Below are 16111 nucleotides of genomic sequence, written 5' to 3' on the forward strand. Positions count from 1 at the left end.
CCCCCATGACGACGTTATCCAGCGAGCATTGGCGCTAGGTTCCCGTCTGAAGCTGATGCCTTGGCCGTGCTCAGGCTGTTCTGGGTAGCATGCACAAGCTCTGCCCGCCCGTCGGGCCGCCGAGCGCTCCTTCGCCGGGCAAGCGCGCTCGCGACGCCTCGTGAAGACAAATAGTGGATCCCTACGTCCTAGGCAGTGATACTCATCGCCATAGCGACAGCTCATCCAACGAAATGCCCCTCCCCATTGTTGATATTTAAGACGACGCCCCGATTGGAACAAACAGCTTGTCGCCATTATGGTCGATCTCGATCACCTCGTTCTTCCGGCTCAAACGTTCCGCAAATCCGCTATGGAAGATGACGGCATTCATATAGGCGAAGGCCATCGCCAGCGCTCCGCTTCGCAGCGGATAATCAACCAGCGAATGAATAAGAAGAAAAGACACTGAAAGAAAAGCGGCTTTCTGAAGTGGATCACGACGAACGCTGACCGAGGCAGCCATGAGCAATACGAAATAACCCGCCATTAGCAAGATAGCAGGAATACCACCTTCGAAGGCTATCTCAAGATATTCATTGTGTGCATGATTTACGAATTTTTCGAAGATCATGGTTTCCTTCTCGTAAATCTGGTAGGCCTCTTGAAAATTGCCGAACCCAATGCCTGTCGCCCAATTCTCCTTTATTCCATCGATCGTAGTGCGAGCAAACTCACCTCGCCCGAACGCCGGATCGACTGCGTCCGCATCAATCTTGGTCCACGCACCTATTGTGTAGACGGAAAGCCCCACGAAAATCACTAGAACGCTGAACCCACTTGCCCTCGAACGGGCAGAGAGAAAGACGACGGACAACACGGTAGTCGCCAACCCAATCAGGACACCGGCACGGGAACCGGCGGCCAGGAGCAGCAGCAATAGCGAGATCAATCCGATCGATCCAGATAAAAGATGCCCTCGAAATATTCCATAGTAGACGACGAACGGGATCGAGACAAATAACAGAGCTGAAAAGTGATTTACGTTGGCAAAAAGACCAGCGTTAATTGTAAACGGCAAGAGGCCGACAATGGCGATGTTGTTCGAAAGTGAATATTGAATCGCTCCTGCCAAGCCATTGCATATAACGCCCATGAAAAAGAACGGAAGAAGTGCGTTGACCTGCTCGACGCGCAGCCGCAGTACAGCAAGAAAAAACGCCGAGGCGGCCAAAAGATAAAGCAAACATTCGACTGTGCGGCCGACCCCAACGCTAATGAAGCGAAATTGCATCTCTGCAGCCCACGTATCTCCAAGCAGCAGTTTCGGCCGCAAACCGTTGAAAACCGCTGCCGGCAGGGGGACGATTTGCAAAAGTGCCAGCAAGACGGCAAGAGCGAGCAGCCACAGAACAGAAGGCGAGGTTCTTTGGCTAGAGGAGTGCGAAAAGACGGCAGCCGCTGACAAGAATGCCGCGACCTCGATCAGCGTATCCGTATAGAGGCCGCTCGCAGTACCGCCGCCGATCAGCAGCGATACAAATAGGACCGTGCCGAGGAGATATTTGTCCCACTCCGATGGCCGGCTGCTCAAGACGGAAGCCTCTCAATACTCAATTTGTGCATCGCCAGCGTACCGACATACCGAAAGCGCCAGCTCTCAGCAATCGTAGCAGTCTCCAGGCGGAGCAACTGCATTGGACATGCGGACAGTCCAACTGTAAAAGTCTGGCTCAGATTCTGACGGTTATATGTTCCCTCCGGAATGTTCAGCCGCGCTATCTCATCGCTTGGATCCACACACCTCACCGACCAGAACAATTCCTTTGGGAGCTTTAGATTTTTTGCCGATGCAGCCACGGAAATCTTGTATGAACCAGGAGGTAATTCGATATATTGCTGAAGAGCTGCGCCCTTGACTGGCGTGTTCAAGAATCGGGCTGTCGCCCCGCCCTCACCCTCAACTGCGCCCAGGGATGTTGCGAATGTAACTTCCAGACCGGATTGATCAGGGACCTGCCAGTCAAACGGCTTGCCACCAAAGCCCGGCTCGAATGTGCTGTTGAAGACATACCCGCCCAGCTTCCGTTCTTCGTCCGTGAGACTGAAAAGAAACAGCCGATATGCTGATTCATATTTCTTTTGACCAATATAGCCATTGATGACACCGGACAGTTCGTCCCTGGTCGGTGGTGCCGCTGATTTATTTAGATCGAGTAACAGTCGATTTGCGGCATCGAGCCCTTCCGACGTACCGCGAAGCGCAGCAATCAAACTTGGCCTCCAGGGTGCTTCTGCCCCGATGGCTGTCAGCACGGCCTGATATCCTTGGGGATCTGAGAGAATTATCGGTATTCCCTGCGCGATCGCCTGAAATTGGTCCGGCCATCGCCGCAGCAACACGTCGATCTCACCAACGGCTTTCGACAGATCGCCCATCTCAATAGAGTGACCAATTAACTTTTGTAGCGCGTGGATTTCTGTTTTAGAAAGTCTTCGAGCTTGATCGAAAAGCTGGTAGGCTTCCACTTTTTCCTCTTGGCGATATTTAATCTCTCCGATCAAGCTATAAAGACGCGCGTCGGCCAGATTAAAGGCAAGCGCTCCTTGGGCCTTCGCAAGCAAGCGGTCAAGATCAGGAGGATTGCTCATGTCGTTCAGTTCGCTGGTGATTTCAGCCACCAACGCGTCGACATTGAGCGGATCCAGCGCAAGCGAGACGGCAGGGGTTTCGGCCTCAAGAAACCGACTTAGCCCGATCGAGGAAGCCGCCAACGCCAGTACGGATGCGACGAACCAAACGCTTGAACGCCGGAGATTTTGCATAAGCGGGCTGGCCTGCGCCGTCATCGACTTTGCCCTCAATTTTCGGGGTACTCGTGTCCGTACCGTAGCTGTAGTACTGATAGTTCATGTATTTGTAGGCATAATTGTAATCGAACTTGTTCACTGCAAACTTCGACATGGCGGCTCCAACCACGTTAGCGCCGGCGGCCTTTAGACGTTTCAAAGCTGTCTTTGCCGACTTGCGTGTCACCTGATTGGTGGAGATGACCATCAATGTTCCCTCGGCAAGCCGGCTTAGGATGGGCGCATCTGAGAGGCCGACAATCGGGGGCGCGTCGATGATAACCAGATCGAAGCGTTTGCCGAGATTTGTAACAATCAGCGCCATCTTCGGGGACGAAAGCAAATCCGCAGGATTTGGCGGGATCGTTCCAGAAGTCAGAACGGTCACGTTCGGATATTTTGTTGCCCTAAATATACTGGAAAGATCCTCCTTCCGGACCGTGTTTGTCAGCAGATTGCTGAGCCCGATCGTGTTGTCGAGACCGAACATGCGGTGAAGATTCGGCTTTCGCAGGTCACCATCGACAATGAGAACTCTTGCACCGAGTGCTGCAAAATCCTGCCCGAGCTTAAACGACGTGGTTGATTTGCCTTCAGAAGGTTCCGAACTCGTGACTAGCAGTGATCGCGGCGCACCTTCGGCCCCGGAGAATTGCAACGATGTTCGAAGCGAGCGGTAGGCTTCCGAAAGTCCAGATTTCTGATCGGCGATGCTCGCTATCAGTTCGCGGTCGTCGACAAGAGGCAAGATGCCAAGCATCGCCAGCCCCAGTTCTTTTTCGATCTGCTCAGGATTCGTAAAGGTATTGTTCAATAACTCGATAATGTAAACAATTGACGCACTCAGAGCCATGAACAGAGCCAGCGCGATTGCAACATTAACGCTCAAGCGTGGAGAAAAGGGTCTACTAGGCTGATTCGCAAAGTCGACAATTGCTGCACTCTGTGTCTTAAGTTCCGAGCTGACACCAACCTCATTCAGCTTGGCGATCAGATTGTCATACTGCGATCTGTTCGAATCAACGTCGCGCTTCAGAATTGTGTACTTGATGTTCTTGTCATTGAAGACAACTTGCTGTTTTTCCATTTCAGCAAGTTTGGACTTGAGGTCAGCCTCCTTGTTCAGCGCCTCCTGATATTTTAATCGCAGGGAATCGGTGATCGCCAGAACACCGTTGTTATATACTCGTTGCAATTCCTTGATCTGCGACTGAAGCTGCTGCATTTCCGGAAAACCGGGTTTCAAGATCCCCAATTTCTGCTGATATTGGCCGGTCAGGTCCGCCAGTTTTTCGCTGAGCTTCTGTAGACCCTCACTTTCGAGTACGGGCGCCAGGCTTGCCCCGCGGCCCTTCTCAATCTGGTCCACTACCCGTCCTGCATCGAGACGGTCCTGGATGGCTGTCGCAAGAGCAGTGTTCAGCGCCTCGATGTTCGACCCTATAAGCGATTTGTCGTCCCCCGTGACCGTGATGCCGGCGTCCTTTGCATAAGCGACCAGATCCTCTTCGGATTTTTGAAGCTTTTGCTTCACCTGCAAGACCTGTTCCTGGATGAATTGCCGTGCCAGGTCCGAAGTCTCGCTGGTTTGATCAAGTCGTTGATCAATGAAACTTTGCGCGACCTGATTGGCCACGTCACTTGCATATTTTGGCTTCTGGTCAGCAAACGCAATCGACAGCAGGCTCGTATTGGGGACCAGGTTCACGCTGAGGTCGTTCAGGATGCGATCGATCGCAATTGCTTCACGTTGCTCCGGGGTCTTTTCTTCTGTGGACGGCGATTTGGAAATTCCAAAAGCACGATAGAAGATGTTGCTCATCGAGAAGTCCGGCGTCGGGAACAGAAAATCGGGCTTTTCGCTGAGCCCAAGTTGAAACACTACACGCTGTGCCAACGCGCGGCTTTTAAGTTTTTCGCGGGCGGTCAAAAAGGCTCGGACATCACTGTTCTCCGAAACCACTTCGATGTCTTGGAAGACCTTGGCCGACGGTACCAGAACCTCCAGTTGTGTTGTTGCCTGATATTTCGGCGTTTGCATCATCGTAACGACGATGCCGGCTACCAAACCAGCTGCCATCATCATGGCGATTAGCCATCGATATTGAACCACATAAAAGAGCAGCTTGAGTGGATTGAACCCTTCATTCTGCTCCGTGTAGTCGTGACCATAGGTGCTATAATTTTGCGCACCGTCATAATAGAGGTCCGCAGACAACGCGTGGCTGTGTCCTGGACCTGCAATTTGATGCTGTCTGTTACGATCGAGCATGGTGCGGGGTGATCCTAGGTTTTGTCTGCGTTTGACTGGCTACACTTATATTCCGGGAATCACAGCAATCCGAGCTGCGTTCGAGGCGACACCAAGGGCGTCCTTTAGATTATTTATCGCAATTTTCGACTTTGAAGCGAATACGACGATCTTGTCACCACCGTAGATGCGAGGATTCCTGCTTTTGCCAGCACGAATGTCCTCCACATTGTAATTCGCGACCAACGTATTGGGTCCGAAATTGCGATAGACAAAAACCTTTTTTGCGTCCCCGATATTATTGAAACCACCGGCGACCGCGATTGCATCAATTAGAGATGAATTGCTCGACACCGGAAAGATGCCGGCCTTGTTGACCTCGCCATCCACGGTTACGCGTTGCCCGATCGATTCCCTCACGAAAATCGAAACGTCAGGGGACTGCAGATATTTGGCGCCATAGGCGGTCTCGATTTCCTGCTCCAACTGACGGACGGTCTTCCCCGCGGCAGTAATGGCGCCGACAAGCGGAAGCGAAATCTGGCCATTAGAGTCGACTTGAACCGTTCTATTCAAATTGTCGACCTGAAAGACATTCACATCGAGCACATCGTTCGGAGACAAAGGCTGCTCGCTGCCGTTCTGCGTGTTTTGCGGTGCCGGCAGATCCTTGACCACCCGCAGAGCACCACCGCCCGAAATTGGCGCCGACGACGATGTCAATTGCAGCGCATCGACCGAACCCGACGAAGGCGCTGTCGTCGACGAAGTGCTCGTGCATGCCGACATTCCAAGTGAGGCGAGCACGACGAACACGGGTGCCATATGGCTTCTTGCGAAACGAAACATATGCATCATGCTGTTCCGCCTTTAAATAACCGGCCAAATCCTCCAAAACGGCCGCCATTGCCGGCGTTTGGTCCTTTTGGGCGTGCTTTTCCAACCGGCTCGATAGGCCGGTTCGCTAATATTTCTCCTGGACGCTTCAACACCATGTTGCGGGCCTCGTCTTCGCCACATCGCTTTGCAGCTGCGGCAGCCGCCTGCGAAAGTCCAGGGCGCCGGCGCGTAGCGCTATGACTGTCCGATGCGATAATATCCACCCTACCCTCATCAATCAGCTTTTCCGAATAGTAAAGTGCAGTGCGTCCAAAAGCACCAACAATCGAGTCTGCAGTAAGCTGGATGAGGCAGCCCACTGCGTTCAACCTCTCGATAACGTCGTAATTCGTTTTGATCCAGGTCAAACGCTCGGGGTGAGTAAGAATCGGGATGAAACCGGCGTTTATGAGGCGTAGTACGAGATCCTCCATTCGCGGAGGTAAAACATGATGCGGCGGTTCGAACAGAAAATAGCGTGACCTGTTTAAGGTCGGCACGCTGCCACCCGCTAGTTGGTCCGGAAGATTCGGTGCTATGTGAACATCGGCGCCGACGTAAAGAGCAAGTGGTATAGCAGCGCGGCGGAGCGCCTGGTGCAACTCTTGAACCGCCCGGACAATATTCGATGTTCCGTTTTCGTATACGCCCGGCGTCACGTGCGGCGTGCACGCCATATGGGTCGTTCCGTCGGCAACCGCCAGCCGAGCCATTTCCAGCGATTCGGCAAGATTGGGTGAGCCGTCGTCGAGGCCGGGCAAGATATGGGAATGTAGATCGATCATCGGCGTTTGCGGCTGCAACGAAGCAACGTGGCGACATCATCGCAAAAAACCACAAATGCGTCACCTGGAGGGCAGCAAATGACCCGCTTGCCATGCTCACTCAATAGGATGAATGGCGGATCCCAATTACTGGCTGTCAGAGTCGTCATCATGCAGGCCGATGATCAGCGCCACACTGCCGCTAAAAGCGGCAGATACCCGCACAAAAGGACCGGAACTAAAACAGGCGACGCCTGCAATCGCTGATACACAAAAGAAAACGGGACCAAGCGGTTGGCGGAGCTTCATTTTCGTCCCTCTAGAAACCTGTGGCCTGACGCGCCAACGCAATCGCCCAAGACGAATTACTTTGGCGCCAGATCGAAGCAATAGAGCGACACGGTTAACAAAATTTCGCGAAGCTAGAACCGTCCGAGCGGAAACATCTCCATCGACACCAGCAGGCATTGGGTATCGGCAGGAACAACACAGCAGAGGCGCTCGCCCCTGCTGCCGCCATTTGTTAGCACCCGCTTACTGGCTGACCCCGTGGTCTTTATCAGCCGTTGCAGCCAGAATACCGGCCCCAAGAGCCATGCCACCAAAGATGTAGAGCGGCGTGTTGTTATTATTGTTGGCACCACCCGTTTGGGCAGTCTGCTCAGAACCGAGGACATTGAGGCAAATCTTGTTCTCGACACGGGAAATGTCGAGGGTCGAATTGGTCGGCACGCTCAAATTGCACCCGCCAACATGGACCGAAGCCGAGCCCTTGCCGCCAACCACGACGCGGCTGCCGAAATCCAGAGCGCCGCCCGCTTGAGCCGGGCCATAGCCAGCAACCTGCGAGATCATTACATCGCCATCGACGTGACCGATTGACCCAATCGGGCCTACGCCCTGATAGGCGGTTGCACAGGTGCACGATGCATCCTGCGCGAAAGACGGAACCGGGCCGAAGCCGGCCAACGCAACAACTCCGGCCAACGCACTTTTCACAACTGGGTTCATCCGCATCAATCCTTCTGTCCCACGTTACCTGAGGCCCACCCAACCACCAAGCTATTCATCAGCGCGTAACAGCTTTCTGCGCCAATTCCAACCTATTTCGCATATGCGAGATAATTTTTGGTTTCAGTGTGATTGATAGAACACACACTTGATTAAAGTAGATGCACCATCTGTGCAACGGGCTGGGATCGCGATTGGCCGAAGGCCGATCCGACATTCTTTGCGGCCGCTGAAACAGCATCCGCCCGGACGCGGTGCAGCGTAGCCCACCGGCTTTGACATCCCCCGGGTTTCGTTGATAACACACAACAGGTAACTAGAAGTCTCGCTAGCAAGTCCGGTAGGCCGAGCCCGCTTGGGCGGGTTGGCCGCACAGCAGGCCGCTCTCAATCAGCTTCGCGGCCAAATCCGTGCCATCAGCCATAAAGCACTGAACAACGAGGGCGTCGCCAAATTTCGACGCGATATTGCCGTCGCAAGGTGTGCCCGTGCCGACTGGTTTGCACTTCACGGACCGCCCTTGATAATCTCGGCGCGCGACTTCTGTTGCCATGGCCTGCATCGATCGGGGTTTGGTGAAGCCCGCTCCGCACAGCAAAACCTTGCGACCAGCGACGCGCAGATCATCGATAGCCCGGATGGAAAGCTTGCCATCGAACTGCTCCAGCGCTTCAGTCGGCCTAGATGCCGATGTATTTGATTTCTTTTGTTTAACGACGATGCCGAGGAAGATAGCGGCAAAAGCCAACGCTATTAACGCAAGCATACCTTTCTGTCTAAACGACAAGATTCTCTCCTTTCCGAGATCCCGCGTCGTGCACCGGCAAGCTCAGGGGGCCATGTGACGAGTTCGGCCCTTAGCCAACCGTCTCGACGGCCTCCCCGCAGTTTCGTGCTTTATCCGGAAGTGCTCATCATAACGCCATTCCGAAGATGAACAGCAAGGGGAAAACCACGAAGTCGGATGTTGGCAAAGCTCGAGCTTCATCCGTAGCCGCCCGAGATGACCCTAAGAGCCGCCAGACCAAGATGTTCCGGTCTTAACCTGCATGCATATTGCACACGCCCGACGGCAGCCGCGACTTGCTCTTCCGGTGCCGTGCCATATCGCGCAGGCTGTTTCTCAAGCCAATCCAGGTGGTGGCTCGTCGGTTTCAGGCACAAACGTCGCCGCGACCAGCTGCTCCTTGTCCTCCCCAAACCATCGCCGGTACGCCGGCGCCGCTCAACCCACGTGATACATCGATCTGACGCTTCGTCACAGCCTCCTCACGCTTGCACTTGGAGTAGCGACAGCCTACCTCCGCGAGGCGGCCGTCATCACAGGGGACTTTAAGTGAAACAGCTGCCAGCTCCACGAACTCATAGCTCGGCTCGACGAGTTTCAGATATTCGCTGATGTTGTGCGGCGCCCAATTGGCGGGGTTTTTGGCGTCGTTGGTTGGTTTGCGTGTTAGTTCTGATCCTGCAGTCGGCTCTGTCGTTGTAGCTGCCTCGAGAGGTAGCTTGCTGCTATGCAGTCGAATTATACAGGCGGGCGGATGAAGCCGCCGCGGATTTCAATGCCAGGCCAGACGAACGAGACTTGATAGCCAAGAGCGAAAATACATTCGCCTCCGCCGGTTCAAGCGTCCGGCCGTCATAAAATTCAAACCCCGCGCCAGCCAAGCGCTCGCGGATCTTCCCTTGTTCTTTGGCCCCGTCGAAGTATATCGCCTTGACGCGGTCATCCTCGAACAGTGACCACGCGCCGCAGAGGACCTCCCACTCCATCCCCTCGACATCAACTTTGATGACGATCGAACGGCCAGGGATTTCAATGTCTGACAGCGGCAAAAGCTTAGCGGCGAACGTCAGCCCTGGGATATTGTAAGAATTAACGTGATCTTCTCTTGTGGTCACGTGGGACACGGCCCCCCGTACAAACGTTGCGGTCGCCGCAACTTCCGCGACACCCACATTCATGCAGTCGAACCCATGTTCCTTCCCGTTCGCGGCGAGACGCACGAAGGTGCTCGGATCAACCTCGAATGCCATTATTCTGACGCCCGGCTTTAGCCTCGCGGATCGTGCGATCACGGACGAAAAGATTCCGATATTAGCTCCGACATCAAGAAAGGTGTCACCGCGGTCGATAAGAGCGATAAGATTCATCAGTGTCGCGGTTTCGTCTTTCAGCAGGCTATATTTTCGAGAAGCGTTCGAGGCCCTCAAGTACCCATTTTCTCTGGCCGAATTCACAAGCAATTTCAGCCCAAAGACATTCACATTAGCGTCATCTGTCCCATAAACCGCTCTAGTGACAAGCCGTCTGAAACGTGGCTTTTTGATAAATAGGCGATCGACAATTTTCCCGAGAAACATCTGTACCCTCATCCCGAACTCAAGCTTACCTACATTGCGCACAAATTTGCAACATCGGGAACTTTTAACCGCTGCGATACCAAGTGGTTTGCGGTTGCCGCTCCGCTTCATTGAAGCCCGCGGACGGCTTCGAAAGCAATGGGAGATCGCCGGCACCCCGGGGCGTGCCGGCATTAGCGGCGATGTCGGTCAGCTCGAAGAACTGGTGCTTCGCGTGGCTGCAGCATAGCCCCGGCGTAATCGCTCCCCGAGTCCGCGATAGCATTGTAGCCGCCACTAAACCAAACTGCGTCTCGTCAGCGTGCGCATCAAGCCTCGTTAATTAGCAGGTTCTTAAAATAATCAACCGTCCGTTCGATGCCGTCGCGCAACTGAGTCTTAGCTTCCCAACCAAGCACGGTGCGAGCCTTGGTAATATCTGGTTGCCTTTGCCTAGGATCGTCCGATGGCAGTACCAGATGTCGAATCTCGGAGCGCGAGCCGGTGACCTGGATGACGAGAGAGGCCAGTTCCAGCATCGAAAATTCGCTCGTGTTTCCGATGTTAATGGGTCCGATGACCTCGCCCGACGTCCCCATTAGCTTCATAAGCCCTTCGATCAGGTCGTCTACATAGCAAAAAGACCGTGTCTGGCTGCCGTCCCCGTAGATCGTTATCGGATGACCTAGCAGTGCCTGAACGATAAAGTTGGACACAACCCGACCATCTTGTCGGTGCATCCGCGGTCCGTAGGTGTTGAAAATGCGCGCCACCTTGGTTTCAAGGCCGTGCTGGCGATTGTAGTCAAAGAAAAGTGTCTCGGCCGCGCGCTTGCCCTCGTCGTAGCAGGATCGCAGGCCTATAGGATTTACGTTTCCCCAGTACTCCTCGGTTTGAGGATGAATGTCAGGGTCGCCATAGACCTCGCTGGTAGACGCCTGCAGCACTTTGCACCGCAAACGCTTGGCAAGTCCTAGAATGTTAATTGCGCCGTGTACCGAGGTCTTCAGGGTCTGGATAGGATCGTGCTGATAGTGGATTGGCGAAGCCGGGCATGCGAGATTGTAGATTTCGTCAACCTCCACATAGAGCGGAAAACAAACGTCGTGGCGCAAGAACTCGAAGCGAGGATTGGCATGCAGATGATCTATGTTGCGCTTGGTCGAGGAAAACAAATTGTCAACGCAGATTACCTCATGGCCCTGATCGAGCAGCCTGTCGATAAGATGCGAGCCAAGAAAACCGGCGCCACCGGTAACGAGAATGCGTTTGCGGCTTTCGGAAATGGGTGGCAAGGATCATGATCTCCTACATGGAAGGCCTGCGGTCTAACGCAGATACCGGCGTTTAGCAAACGCGTTGAGACATATCGGCCGGCAGTGGCCAGCTGTGGCGCAGCACGAAGAACTCGCGCCCCAATCGGCTCTCAATCTACCTTTTGCACACCTTCGACGATCAGGTTCCAGACCGCGTCCTCCTCAACCGAGGCATAGGCTAGAGGGGCAGTCGCGCCGATCTGCAGTACACCAATGGGATCACCGTCAAGTCTGGTCAGCATATCGTGGGCGGTTGCGCCAGTCTCTGTCAAAGAGTCGATCATTCGCTGTCCTGTCACCTTTAGGTCAATGATCGCAATCGACGTGGCGGACCCGGGTCGCCGAATGCGGAGCGTCGCAACTGGCGTCGGGCCGGTATAGGCCCGCGCCACGACTACCGTCAGTTTTGTTACCTCGACCAGGAAACCCAATTGGAAATAGAAGGGTGTGTTCGAAATCTGAGGGTTAATGGTGCTCGGCAATACCCAGCGCCCATCAGCGGAATATTCATCGTATCGCTTTGACAACATCGGTCGGGACTGGCCTCTTCCGCCGACCATTGCGAATATTTCTCTCGGCCCGTCATTGCCTATCAGCCGGTTCCGAAGCCCCTCGACATACGGGTACCGGCAGCAATACAGCATGTCGCCGTCAGAGTACGATCCATCGAGCCTCTGGCCATCGAAGAACGTCCTGCTCGACGCCTCCCGCGGAGTGGCCTCGCACCGAAACACCGCCTCGCCGCCCGCATTATAGAGGATGGTCCCTGGCCGCACTACTCGCACTAAATTGCTGCTTACGAATAGCGTTGTTGGCATGTCGAGTCGCGTGCGGCTAACCTCAGTGAACGACGCCGACACGTCGCTCTCGCCCCTCAGGCTTCGGAGACCGCTATGAGATTTCAGCTGATTATCGGTGAATATGGACTTGGGCGTACCAAAGGTGCCGTTGAAGGCCCGTGAAGTGGGTGAGGCTCCATAGCCGTCGATGCGGCAACGACGAATTTCCAATGTGTCGAGCGCGTCAATGGGGCCGACATTGCGTAGGATACTGTCGCTGATGGCGACCTGGTAAGCGCCCGTTCCCTCTGAGATCGACTCGTAATCTACCCCCTTCATTTCGGCCAGATCAACGAACTTGTCCAACTCGACGCGACCGGAAAATTTGCTGCCGTTATCAGTGAAAAACTGCCCCTGTGAGACATACATGCCACCGTCCCCCAAAACATCGTTCAGGACGGCCCGCTGATAGTTGGCGATGGTGATGCGACCGTTGCGCGCAGAGGTACCCCCGTCGTACTTCGTCCAGCCAGGATCGGCCATGCAGCGAAGGCCATTGATCTCGATATATTTTGTCTCAAGGTATGTGCTGTCACGGACCAACGAGATGATCCGCGCCGGTCCGTTGTATTCAGCGCTGTCGGTCACAACAGGCCAGTCCGAATAGTAATGGAATCGCAGCGGTTCGGCGACCGTCAATTCGAAGCCGTTAATCGCCGTGATCACCACATATTCGAAGTAGACAGATGTGTTCGGGAATGCAGCAGTCTGCGTCGCGAAACCGTAGATCAGAGCACGTTCACCAATCACGAAGGACGAAGGCACCTCGCCGGACGCAAGCGTGACCCTCGTGCTCCCCGCCGCAACGGTTTCGATAAGTTCCCCGTACCCGTACAGAGGGGTCATAGTACCGATTAAGGATCGACCACCGCGATAAAAGATGGATGGAAATACGAGGCATTCATTATTTGCAGAAATGGTGTGAGCGCCATGGGTAGTAGCACGGATGTTCTGGAACGATGCACCGTACCCGTCGATGGTCAGGACTTCCCTGATCCCGGTAAGCCAGAGCGGGTTGGTATATGAGTATTTCCTGCCCGGCCTGAGACGAATATGAAGCCTACCCCGACCCCTTGCCCAGTCTCCGATGGCAGTGGCAGCGGCGTTTTCATCAATAGCCGTATCCGCTATATTTGTTCCCATAAAACCGAACATCTCGGGACGGACGACGTCTTCGGCAATTTCCCACCACGCGCCGTCGCGCGACCGCACTTTGCCCCCGAGAGGCTCAATATCAACTTTCTTATAAATTGCGGCCCCGCCATCATCGACTGCCGCATAGCCCTTTACCCGAAGAAAACTCGTGCCGTTTGGCACGTCAGCGCCCGACACACCAACTGCTGTATCGTAGATGGGCGGGGCCACATGCCCGAAGGCCCTGAAGGCTCCCAGAGCCGAAGTCGATGCGACGCCAATTAGGGCAGCGCGCCTACTGATCCGCGATATGCAGTTCGACAATGTTAGATCTCTATCCCAAACACGCGAAAAGCGGGCGCCGCTCGCAAGCGTTCCTGTACCGACGCAAAATCCCGGACCAACAGAGTGTTCGAATGCTTCAATGAATTCGCAGCGGATGTTAAATTACGCGTATAAGGATCGTAGTGGAAACGACTGAACCCTATTCTCCCCAAGGCCTCCGAGATGCTTGGTGTAAACAGTTCAGTAGAGATGGCAAGAAGCCTCGGATCAGCGAGCGTCAACTGCGCTCCCGAGAACACTTCTTCTTCATATCCCTCCACATCAATCTTGAGTAGTAGCGGACATCTCCCGTTCAGAACGGTATCGAGCTTGCGCATGGGAAGCAGACGAGTCACCTGATCCCCCTCCCTTGCGACATGATTCATCGTATCTTGGTCGACCGAAAAATTCGCCAGTCCATCCTGCTGGCCCAGCACAACCTCGTGTACGGAAACCAGTTCGGCCATCCGATTTACCTGAATGTTCGCAGACAAACGGCGAACAGTCTCCGGTACCGGTTCAAACGCAAGGGTCTGGGCCTTGGCTACTCCAGAGGCCAAGATCGTGTAACTGCCAATATTGGCGCCGACATCACAGAACAAGTCCGAAGGCCGTAGTAGATGTAACAGAAATCCCATTTCCGGAAACTCGTGCAGTCCGCAATAAATATTGCCCGTGGCACCCGTCATGCCGCGGCTTGCCACCAGCTTAGTGCCTTCAATCCATTCAACTGTGACATTATTCTTAAGCCGACTCCTTGCTTGCCACAACAAATAGCGAGACAATGCCCGTCTCTTGAATTTACCGGCGATAGGATGCTCTAAAATAAATTTTATTGTACGATTCATTTCCGTTTTCCCACTGCAGATTTTGCGCAATTTCCCCCAATCACTCTTCTTTGGCAATTTCTGATTTCAATTCGTGAATCATTCTTCTTATCGACAAGAAATACCAAAGCTTATAAAATGCATACATAAATCCCGCCTGTCCATCCATAAAACCTAGACGAACCACGTACGAATAAGTAAAATACAACCAAGAAAACCACCAGCTCGTAATATACTTATATTTCAATCCCTGTCTTCTAGTAAATCTTTCAGTTTCCGTCGACCCTATTTCGAAATAGCGTCTGGCCTCCCACTTTGCGTACTGAACATGCTTCGTCAAGAATTTGCCAAGTCCATTATAATCCTCATGGTTTATTGGGGTATTTATCTCACCGATGGCTCCCTTTAGCACTGGATGCTCATGAACCTCCATGTCAAGGGAGCTCCAGTTGGATTCCTCGATTCGCTCATATAGGCCGGAGCCCACCCTAAACAATGAAAGCTTACGTTGAGGCACTCCGTAACGCAGCTCGCGACCAAGGAAATGATTTGTATATGTAAGCCAGAATCCCACAAAGTTCTGGTCATCAATAGCCTTTACCAGTGCGTCACAAAATTGGTTATTTATATATTCATCCGCATCAAGAAAAAGAACCCAAGGTGTCTCGAAATGGTAATTTAGCAAAACCCAATTTCGTTTCTTTGGGTAGTGGCCGTCCCATTTGAACTCCAAAATTATGGCATTGAAGGCCGCGGCAATTTCCCTTGTGCGATCCGTACTGCCTGAATCAACCACCACGATTTGGGCGAACCGTTCCAATTTCTCGAGGCACCGAGGCAAATTGTGCTCTTCATTCTTGACGGGAATGACGACAGTGACCGGAAGTTGGGTCAACAGCGAGCCAACTGTTCTGGAATGTGCATCGTCTCCGAAATTATGGCCGCGAGAGACCGCATCATCTTGCATCATCTTCGTTCTCTTTATCTGCCTCGCGGGAAGCCCTCTTGCGCGAAGACATGCCATCGGCAGGATTTGTGGGTTCGGTCGACCTCGGCGGTTGAGCTTGTCGCTCCCCGACCTTTCTCGCAGGATTGCCAGCCACAACGAGCCCTGGGGCGACGCTTCGCACTGCAACAGCTCGTGCTCCAACAACCGCACCTGACCCTACTTCCACGCCGGGTCCAATGAATGCGTCCGCGCAAATCCAGGCGTTGTCCGCGATGTGGATTGGTGATTTCAAGAGCGTCATTGAGGGCGACCGGAAATCATGAGTACCAGCACACAGGTGGGCTCCTTGCGATACGGTAGCGTTGGCCCCAATTGTGATTGGGCCCAATGCATAGAGAATAGCACGGTCGCCTATTGCCGAATGGTCTCCGATCGCGAGATTCCATGGAATCGTGATTCGGACGGTGGGATATAGATGAACATGTGAGCCTACCTGAGCTCCGAAGAGCCGCAAGAGAACACTCCGGATCGCCCAGAACGGCCGCGGCGAGAAGCGGAAAAACGGCCAAGCCAAGGACCATAAGACCCGACCGACTTGCTCCCGGCGGCTCCATTTCGCTGCGGAGCGGTTCGCTTCGATGTCAA

12 protein-coding genes are annotated in these 16111 nt (G+C 53.8%); all 12 read right to left on the bottom strand.

Features of this window, described 5'->3' with window-relative positions; all coding sequences use genetic code 11:
• Positions 1-256: 256 nt before the first annotated feature.
• On the bottom strand, positions 257-1573 hold the full coding sequence (locus RQ479_RS13270) for an O-antigen ligase family protein (RefSeq protein ID WP_376705409.1): 1317 nt from the start codon (positions 1571-1573) through the stop codon (positions 257-259).
• Positions 1570-2829, bottom strand: coding sequence for a tetratricopeptide repeat protein (locus tag RQ479_RS13275; protein WP_376705410.1), 1260 nt, complete (start codon positions 2827-2829; stop codon positions 1570-1572). The genes RQ479_RS13270 and RQ479_RS13275 overlap by 4 nt, the downstream gene beginning before the upstream one ends.
• Positions 2717-5101 carry a GumC family protein gene (locus RQ479_RS13280; protein WP_376705411.1) on the bottom strand — a complete coding sequence of 795 codons (2385 nt, stop codon included), beginning with the start codon at positions 5099-5101 and terminating at the stop codon, positions 2717-2719. The genes RQ479_RS13275 and RQ479_RS13280 overlap by 113 nt, the downstream gene beginning before the upstream one ends.
• A gap of 45 nt (positions 5102-5146) precedes the next feature.
• Positions 5147-5938: a polysaccharide biosynthesis/export family protein gene (locus RQ479_RS13285; protein ID WP_376705412.1), complete on the bottom strand. Its 792-nt coding sequence runs from the start codon at positions 5936-5938 to the stop codon at positions 5147-5149.
• On the bottom strand, positions 5935-6744 hold the full coding sequence (locus tag RQ479_RS13290; protein ID WP_376705413.1) for a tyrosine-protein phosphatase: 810 nt from the start codon (positions 6742-6744) through the stop codon (positions 5935-5937). The genes RQ479_RS13285 and RQ479_RS13290 overlap by 4 nt, the downstream gene beginning before the upstream one ends.
• 513 nt (positions 6745-7257) lie before the next feature.
• Positions 7258-7734 (bottom strand): hypothetical protein, encoded by a 477-nt coding sequence (locus tag RQ479_RS13295; protein WP_376705414.1) that lies wholly within the window; start codon positions 7732-7734, stop codon positions 7258-7260.
• 328 nt (positions 7735-8062) lie between these two features.
• Positions 8063-8521 carry a hypothetical protein gene (locus RQ479_RS13300; RefSeq protein WP_376705415.1) on the bottom strand — a complete coding sequence of 153 codons (459 nt, stop codon included), beginning with the start codon at positions 8519-8521 and terminating at the stop codon, positions 8063-8065.
• Positions 8522-9246: 725 nt separating this feature from the next.
• On the bottom strand, positions 9247-10098 hold the full coding sequence (locus RQ479_RS13305) for an FkbM family methyltransferase (protein ID WP_376705416.1): 852 nt from the start codon (positions 10096-10098) through the stop codon (positions 9247-9249).
• Positions 10099-10406: 308 nt separating this feature from the next.
• Positions 10407-11372 carry a UDP-glucuronic acid decarboxylase family protein gene (locus tag RQ479_RS13310; protein WP_376705417.1) on the bottom strand — a complete coding sequence of 322 codons (966 nt, stop codon included), beginning with the start codon at positions 11370-11372 and terminating at the stop codon, positions 10407-10409.
• 131 nt (positions 11373-11503) lie between these two features.
• The gene (locus RQ479_RS13315; RefSeq protein ID WP_376705418.1) at positions 11504-13597 is read right to left on the bottom strand and encodes a hypothetical protein; all 2094 of its coding nucleotides are present in this window, start codon (positions 13595-13597) and stop codon (positions 11504-11506) included.
• A gap of 95 nt (positions 13598-13692) precedes the next feature.
• Entirely contained in the window at positions 13693-14538 is an 846-nt protein-coding gene (locus tag RQ479_RS13320; protein WP_376705419.1) for an FkbM family methyltransferase, read from the bottom strand.
• A gap of 40 nt (positions 14539-14578) precedes the next feature.
• Positions 14579-15487 carry a glycosyltransferase family 2 protein gene (locus RQ479_RS13325; RefSeq protein WP_376705420.1) on the bottom strand — a complete coding sequence of 303 codons (909 nt, stop codon included), beginning with the start codon at positions 15485-15487 and terminating at the stop codon, positions 14579-14581.
• Positions 15488-16111: the final 624 nt, after the last annotated feature.

This window comes from Mesorhizobium sp. ISC25, assembly GCF_042295465.1.
GTDB lineage: Bacteria > Pseudomonadota > Alphaproteobacteria > Rhizobiales > Rhizobiaceae > Mesorhizobium.

What these genes read in the sequence shown, in the direction of transcription:
- RQ479_RS13275 (WP_376705410.1), bottom strand. Translation starts at nt 2,829, where the DNA reads ATGACGGCGCAGGCCAGCCCGCTTATGCAAAATCTCCGGCGTTCAAGC.
- RQ479_RS13280 (WP_376705411.1), bottom strand. Translation starts at nt 5,101, where the DNA reads ATGCTCGATCGTAACAGACAGCATCAAATTGCAGGTCCAGGACACAGC.
- RQ479_RS13285 (WP_376705412.1), bottom strand. Translation starts at nt 5,938, where the DNA reads ATGATGCATATGTTTCGTTTCGCAAGAAGCCATATGGCACCCGTGTTC.
- RQ479_RS13290 (WP_376705413.1), bottom strand. Translation starts at nt 6,744, where the DNA reads ATGATCGATCTACATTCCCATATCTTGCCCGGCCTCGACGACGGCTCA.
- RQ479_RS13295 (WP_376705414.1), bottom strand. Translation starts at nt 7,734, where the DNA reads ATGAACCCAGTTGTGAAAAGTGCGTTGGCCGGAGTTGTTGCGTTGGCC.
- RQ479_RS13305 (WP_376705416.1), bottom strand. Translation starts at nt 10,098, where the DNA reads ATGTTTCTCGGGAAAATTGTCGATCGCCTATTTATCAAAAAGCCACGT.
- RQ479_RS13320 (WP_376705419.1), bottom strand. Translation starts at nt 14,538, where the DNA reads ATGAATCGTACAATAAAATTTATTTTAGAGCATCCTATCGCCGGTAAA.
- RQ479_RS13325 (WP_376705420.1), bottom strand. Translation starts at nt 15,487, where the DNA reads ATGATGCAAGATGATGCGGTCTCTCGCGGCCATAATTTCGGAGACGAT.